The sequence below is a fragment of the Pseudomonas sp. Sample_22 genome, from assembly GCF_004307635.1.
In the GTDB taxonomy this organism is placed as follows: Bacteria; Pseudomonadota; Gammaproteobacteria; order Pseudomonadales; family Pseudomonadaceae; genus Aquipseudomonas.
Genome location: NZ_RCNY01000037.1, coordinates 1 through 7,391, shown reverse-complemented (window position 1 = coordinate 7,391; position 7,391 = coordinate 1). Strand labels below are relative to the sequence as shown.

The following is a 7,391-nucleotide window of genomic DNA, read 5'->3' as shown; positions in this document are numbered from 1 at the left end:
GTCGGGATACCCAGCTTGATGTCGTTGCCGGCGATCTTCTGATCCTGGTTCACCACCAGACGGTTGTTCATGTCGGTGTTGAGATTGCCATTGACGGTGGCCGCGCCGCCGTCCTTGCCGGTCAGGTTCATGTCCACCGTGGCCTTGTTGTCGGCGCTGTAATGCACCTGGTCCACACGGCCGCCCATCAAACCAATACCGCCGATGCCGTTGGGGTTGAAGCCGACGCCACCGCCGCCGTAACCGCCGTCTTTATTACGGCTGTCAGTCAGGTCTTTGGCATTCACCGCACCATCCACTTGCAGGTTGCCGCCGCCCGCCACATAACCGCCCGTCAGGTTCATATCGCCTCCGACATGGATGCTGCTGTCGGCCGTGCCACTGATCCCGGACTGTTTTTCCACCTTTTGGTAATTGTCGTAATCCTGCCCGCCGACGCCGCCGACGCCGCCAGCAAAACTCGGCACCAGGAACAAGGTGTGACTGTTTACCGCCACACCGGCGGAAGCGCCACCAGCCCCCAGGGTGTGCGTGTAGTTTTGCGTGTCCTGTACGCTGGTGATGTTGAGTTCACCGCTCAGGTCGGCGTTGACCTTGCCGGAGATATTGGCGCCGACCATGTTCAGGTCGTTGGCCCTGACAATCACGTGCGAACCGCTGATGTCGGTGTTGGTGTAATGGGTGTTGTCCTGGCTCGAATCATTATGTTTGGCGCCCACGCCGACCGTACCGCTGACGGTATCGCCGGTTATCGGGTTCCAGCTGTTGGTCTCGGTAGCGTTGATGCCGCCGACATTGGATTTGCTGGTGCTGGTGGTGGTGCTTTTCGACGCGTTAAGGTTAACGTCATGGTCACCGGCGTTGAGGATGACCACCGCATCCGGGTTGGTGGTTTTCACCCCGGTCAGGGTGATGTCACCTTTGGTGGAGGTGAAACTGACGTTACCGCCGACCTGGTTGGTGTTTTCGGTTTTGGTCAGCGTCTGTCCGGACGCCGCGCCGCCGCCAATGGCAACCCCGCCGGAGACCATTCCCCACGAGCCCACTGCCATGCGCTCCACATCACCGAGCATTTCCAGGGTGGTCAGGCCCGGCGCAACACTCATGCCTTCGGAGGCGTCGGTCGCCAGCTTGCCGATGTCGTTGGACACGTCGATAAACACCGAGTCGGCACTGGCCGTGTGGCCGATGAACATGCCTTTGGCGCTGGATTCGTCGTCGCTCACGCTTTCGTATTTGGTGGTCTGGATGTCCCCGGCCTTGACCCGCAGCTTGGCGTTTTCAAAGCCTTTCGCGGTGTTGATGTCGGCGCCGCCGAAGTCAAAGGTGTCCTCCACCGTCACCTTGCCGGTCCCCAGGTTCAACTGCGAATTGCTTTGGGTCACGCTGCTGTTGCTGTGTTCGGACGAGCTGATTTCCAATCCAGCATGGGCATTGACACCGCCCTTGGTGGAAAAACCACCTTCGGCCATCTCCCCGGCGTAACTTTTGCCGCCATGGGCGGTGCTGGTCGAGGCGCTGGCCACGTACCCGCCGGCCGAAGCGCTGGCACCTGCCGTCAAGCCGACTTGACGAGTGGTTTCATGATTATAGCTCAGGTTTTCCGAGGTTTTGGCGATCATCGAGCCGCCGACATCGATCCGCGAGTGCAGCGCGGTCATGTTGCTGCCGTTGACCAGGACGTCGTTGGAGGTGTTGATGTTCAGGGAACCGGCGACGATGTTACTGCCCACGCCGGTGGCGCTGGCACTTTCCTGCATCGTGGTGTTGCGCGAGGCAAAACCGCTGGTGGTGGTGTCTTTGTGCGAGGAAGAGACTTCCTTGACATCGTTCATGATCAGGTTGGTTGCATCCACGGCCACCCGGCCTGCGGCGACGTCGGCCCCGGTCAGTACCACATCCTTGCCCGCGGTCAGATGGACGGTGGAGGCGGTGCCGCTGCCGAGGATATCGCCGGTGCTGCGCGAGACCAACGAGCCATCCTGGTCATAGGTCATGGTGGTCGAGGCGGTGATGTCGCCGCCGGCCTTGACCTGTATATGATTGCCTTTGACCGTGGCGCCCTGGTTGTTGACGTCACCGGCGGCATCGACGATCAGCTTGCCGCCTTCGGCGCTGGCATAGATGCCGCCTTGACTGCCGCCGGTGGCCTGGTTCTGCACATCGCCGCTGCTGGTGATGGTGACGTCGTGGCCCTTGACCACCCCGTTGACGTTGGTGAAATCGGTGTTGTCGGTGGTGAGGGTGCCGCCGGCCTGGATCACCGAATCTGCTTCTTTGGTGGTGTCCATGGCCGCGAGCGTGGCCGGGCAGTAATACACCTTCGGTACCAGGACCAGCACGCCATCGACCACTTCCGGTTCGTACCAGACGATGTCCAATTCCAGGCTGTCATATTGCTCCTGGGTCAAGGGCACACCCACGGTGAGGCCCAAACGCTCAGCCTCAACCCCGGCGTTGTCCATAAGCAGCTTGCTCATGTCAGCCCCCGACACTCCGTAGGTCACGGTCATGTAGGTGCCGGAGGTGGCCTGGATGGTCTGGGTGATCATCATGTTGTCAAAATAGGCATCACCGATGACCGACACCGGGGCGTCGGCGTGGTACCCCACGCTTTCGAAAAAGTACGAGGAGCCGTAAAACTGACTCTGGTCCACGTATTCGATACGGGTTTCATACAGCGGCACGATTGGGGTCATCGTGGCGGAGCCGTTGGCCCCATTTTGTTTGCCTTGCAGGCCGGCCGCGGCAAACGCATCGGGGTCAAAAGGTGCCGGCTTTGTCGTTTGTTGGAACAACATGTCATTGTTGATCAGGTTGTCTTGGACGTAGCTCGGGTTCATCGCGTTTTCGAGCTCAGACAATGGCGCCTTGGGATCAAAGGCACTTTTGTAGGCATAACTGCTGTCGAAATCACCGGCAATGGCCGTGGTGTCGTTTTTGCCGATGCTGACGTCGACGGTTTTTTGCTGGACGACCCCGCCGCCGTTTTCAAAGGAACCGCCGGTGTGCACAAAGTTGCCACCGGTGGCGATTTCCGACCGGGTGGCGGCGTAATAGGACTTAACCGGGTCCGGGCTCTGCCCGCTGGCATAGGCATTCCAGCGTGTGGACAGGGTCTCATAGTTCTGGGTTCGCCAATCGGCCCCCAAAGTGGCGGCCATGATCTGGTTGAACTTCGGATCGTTGATGTTTTTCAACGCGGCGGCGGTGTTGCCGTCATAGTAGTAATACGCGCCCCAGATCTTATGCTTGTCATCGTGGCCAAAAGTCTGGTCCAAAAAGTCCCACATGCTCGAGTAAACCTGGGTCGTGGGATTTTTCTTCGCCAGCTTGTCCTTCACGGTGATGGTGACGGTGCTCGGGGTTTTGAGGTAGGTCGACAACGCCAGGTCATCGTGCGAGGTCATGTTTTTCAGGTTGCCGTCGATCGCCATGTTGCCGGTGGCGACCATCAGGCCATCCTGGTTGGTCACATTGGAACCGGTGCCCTTGTGCTCGCCCTGGTTGATCGCGACATTGCCGCCACTTTCCATGACCGCCTGCTTGGTGGTGCGGTTGGAGCTGTAACTAGGCAGTTCCATCGAGATCCACATCTCGTCATAACGTGCATCGTGGTTCCACTTGTAGTAGCCGTCGGCACTGGTCGATGGGCCCTGCACCAAGCCACCGGTGCTGATGCCCTGGTTGGTGATGTTGCTGGCTTCCAGGGTCAAATCGCCGCCGGCACTGATGCGCCCGGCATAGTTGAGGATGTCATGGGCGGTCAGCGAGATGGCGTCGCCGGCCATGATCAGGGCATCTTCCAGGTTGTTGATCGCCGTCCCGGCCTTGAGCATGATGTCATCGGCGGCCCAGATCAGCGCATGGGTGTTATTGACGATCGACTCGCTGGCATCGACAAACAGGCTTTTGCCGGTCACGATGGCGTCATTGTTTTGCACCTTACCACTGGCATTGATCTGAATGCTGCCAGGGTTGTTCAGCGCGTCGTTGACCGTGACGTCGTGCGCGTTGAGGGTCAACAACTGAGCGGCGACCGGGGCTTTCTGCGTGGTGCTCAAGGTCAGGTCGCCACCATGTTTGATGGTCAGGGTGGCGGTGTCCTGGGAGGCAATATTGCCGGTGTTGGCGTAGGTGTCGGTGGCGATGTGGATGTCTTTGCTGGCGAGGATTTCACTGTCCGAGGCCGCAAAGTTCTTGCTGTCGATCGTGACGCTGTTGGACGCCTTGATGGAGCCACCGTTGGTGTTTTTGAAGTTGTTGCTGGCCGTCAGGGTGATGTCGTCGCCACGCAGTTTGCCGGCGTTCTGGTTGGTGATGTCTTGCGCCTGGATATCCAGGGCGGAGGCGGACATCACTGCACCGTCGGTATTGGTCACCGAGCCGTTCAGCGCCTTGATTTGCGCGCTGCTCTGACCCACGATGGCGGCATCCTGGGCATTGAGCACATTCTGGCTGGCGTTGATGGCCACGTGGTCGGCACTAATCGCCGCGGCCTCGGTATTGGTCACGTTGCTGGCGGTGATGTCGACGTTGTCGTCACTGTTGATCTGCGCCCCGCTGGCATTGGTCACATCACCGTCGGTGGAGATCTTGACCCCATTGGCCCCATAGATGACCGCATCGCTATCGTTGGTCAGCGACCCTAAGCTGTTGAGCGAGGCCACGGTCTCGGCATACACCTGGCTGCCGTCACTGTTGTGCAGGTTGCCCAGGCTGTTGATGGCAATCGAGTCGCCATAGACCATGGACGAGGGGCCGGAAAAGTCCACGTCGCCGGCACTGTTGATGATCAAGTCACTGGCCACGATCATGGCATCGTTGTTGATCACCTGCGCGGCATCGATCGCCACGTCGCCGCCGATGATCTGCGAACCGTTGGTGTTCGAGACGGTGCCGCCAGCGTGGAGGTTGACCTGGGAGCCGGCGGTAATCACCGAGGCGTCGTTGATCAGGTCCCCAGCGACGTCAATGTCCACCAGTTCCGAGGCGCCAATGGTCGCGCCGCGTTCATTGGTCAGCGCATCGCCCTTGAGGGTGATGGTCTGGCCAGCAATGGCCACGCCCGCGCCGTTGGTCAACTGGCCATCGGTGAGCAGGTCGACACGGTTTGCGCCGTAGATGATACCGCCGTTGCTCAACGACTCTTGCGCCTCGATATGCGCCGTGTTCTCAGCACGCACCAGGGTCTGGTCGGTCGAGCTGTAGGTTTTCTGAGCGGCGATCGTGATGTCATGAGCCGCGCTCATTGAGCTGCCGACATTGGCGATGACGTCGGTCGCCGTGATGTTCAGGTCCTTGCCCACAACAATTTTGCCCGCGCTCTCCAGGGTGCCGGTGATTTGCATCGTGGCACTGCCACCCGCGCTGGTGATCGAGGCGCCGCCCAATGACAACTCGTTGAGCACCATCAGCAAATCAGCGCCGCTGTACAGCTCGCCATCGGAGCTCAGGTGCACCGCGCTGCCTGGCGCCTGCTGCACCTGCAGACTTTTCCCGCCGCTGATCGAACCGTGCACACCGTTGCTGCTGTCACTGTTCAACGTCAGGTTCATGTTGCCGGCCGCGCCCAGACCGGCATCGTTGGTCAGGCTCCCGGCCTGGACATTGGCATCGCCGCCGGCCAGAAAGCCCACGCACAGGGTTTGGTTAATCCCGGTGCACAGGTTTTCCAGCACATCGGCGACCAAATTCAGGTCGCCCTTGGTGGTGACGATACCCTTGTTCACCAGGTGTTGAGCCGCAATGTTAATGCCGCTTTTGCTGGTGTCCTGAATCACCCCACCATCGTTGAGGAAGTTGTCGGCTTCAATCGACACGCCGTTGGCCGAGAGAATCATCGCCGTGGCGGACAGGGTAAAGTCGGTGCTGTAGTCCGTGCCATTGACCTTGACCATCAGCTTGCCGTTATGCAACACCAGCGGCTGATTCGGTCCGTAAGGAATGTGCGCCGAGTTCACGGCCACCAAGGTGCCGCTCAAGGTAAAGTTACCAACCTTGATCGTGATCGCGCTCACCGGGCCGGCCCCTTCGGCTTGGGTGGCAATCAGGTTTGCGCTCTGAACCAACAGGTCACTGGCGGTAATCTGCAGGGTCTCGCCTTTGATGTCGTTGCTGACCGTGATGCCGTGACCGGCGTGCAGGGTCACCGCTTTTTGCGCGTCGATGCCCTGGCCTGCGGTGCCATTGCCGATGGCAATCGAACCGGTGGTATCGATGCCGACTTTGCCGCCAGCCACCAACGTGGCCAGGCCGACATCCCCATTGGCCGAAATGGCAATGTCGGCACTGGACTTGATCAGTCCCTGGTGACGCACGCCGGCACCACTTTCAGTACTGGTCAGGGAAATATTGTGGCCATACATGGCCCCCGCCAGGCTGCCGTCAATGGCAAATTCCGGGGTGTTGGCACCGGAGGTGCTGTTGACCGTGGCGGTGCGTGTCGCCGCGTTATAGGTGTTAAGACCGGCGACCAGGTTGATGTCCGTTTTTTGATCTTGGGAGCCCGCCGCGCCTTGCAATTCGATGCTGCGCGCCACCACGTCAAAATAGGTCAGGCCGCTGGTGTCGACCCCGCCGGCTTCGATTTTGACCTTGCCGCCGTCGACCAGAAATTGCAGGCCATCGGGCGAGTCCACGGCCTTACCGGTGGTGGTGGTCAGGCTGTTGGCATTGATCGTCGACACACCGTTGAGGCTGATGCCGTTCTGGTTGGAAATAATCAGGTCCGCGGTGCCGCCGAACACTTCCAGGGCGCCGGCCAGGCTGCTGGGGTTGGTGCCGGTGACATCGACCAGGATAGCGTTGGCCTGGTGATTCAAGTTGGGGTTGTGCATGGTGTACCCGCCAATCTGCGAGACGCCATCGGTGGTGCTGTTGTTGAAGATGACGCCGGGTTGCACCACATCAAAACTTTGGAATTTGTTGTGGGACAAGCCTTTGGCGTTCGGGTCAACGATGTTGACCACCGGCACGCCGTTGGCCGAGGACGACATGCCCGGGGTGTTGGCCCCGCCATTGGGGTCGACCACCATGTCGGCGTAGACGGCCGCGGGCAGCAGCGCGGCGGTGACCAGGATGCGCCGCAGCATGGCGCCCTTGAGGCCGCCGCGGCGGGCGTCGGGTCGGATCACCGACAGCACGCTGGCGAACAAGGTTTGCAACTGAAAGCCTGGCGCGTTCGGCGCGGCGCGGCCCTGGGTTTGTCCGGCCTGGCGGCCTTTACCGGTGGTGGTGGTGATTTCGGCCACCGGGATCAGGAAGCCCAAGGACTTGCTGAAAATCAGACGAAAACAATGACGGTTCATGGTGTCACCTACAAACTGAAGCGGTTACTCGCATTAATAGAAAATACTGACGTTTACATACGTGATGTAAGGCGACGTATT

General features: G+C 60.0%; 1 protein-coding gene. It reads right to left on the bottom strand.

Annotated elements, in window-relative coordinates:
• A partial coding sequence (locus tag D8U73_RS10350) for a hemagglutinin repeat-containing protein (protein ID WP_130904403.1) occupies positions 1-7,310 on the bottom strand: 7,310 nt, incomplete at its 3' end.
• Positions 7,311-7,391 lie beyond the last annotated feature (81 nt).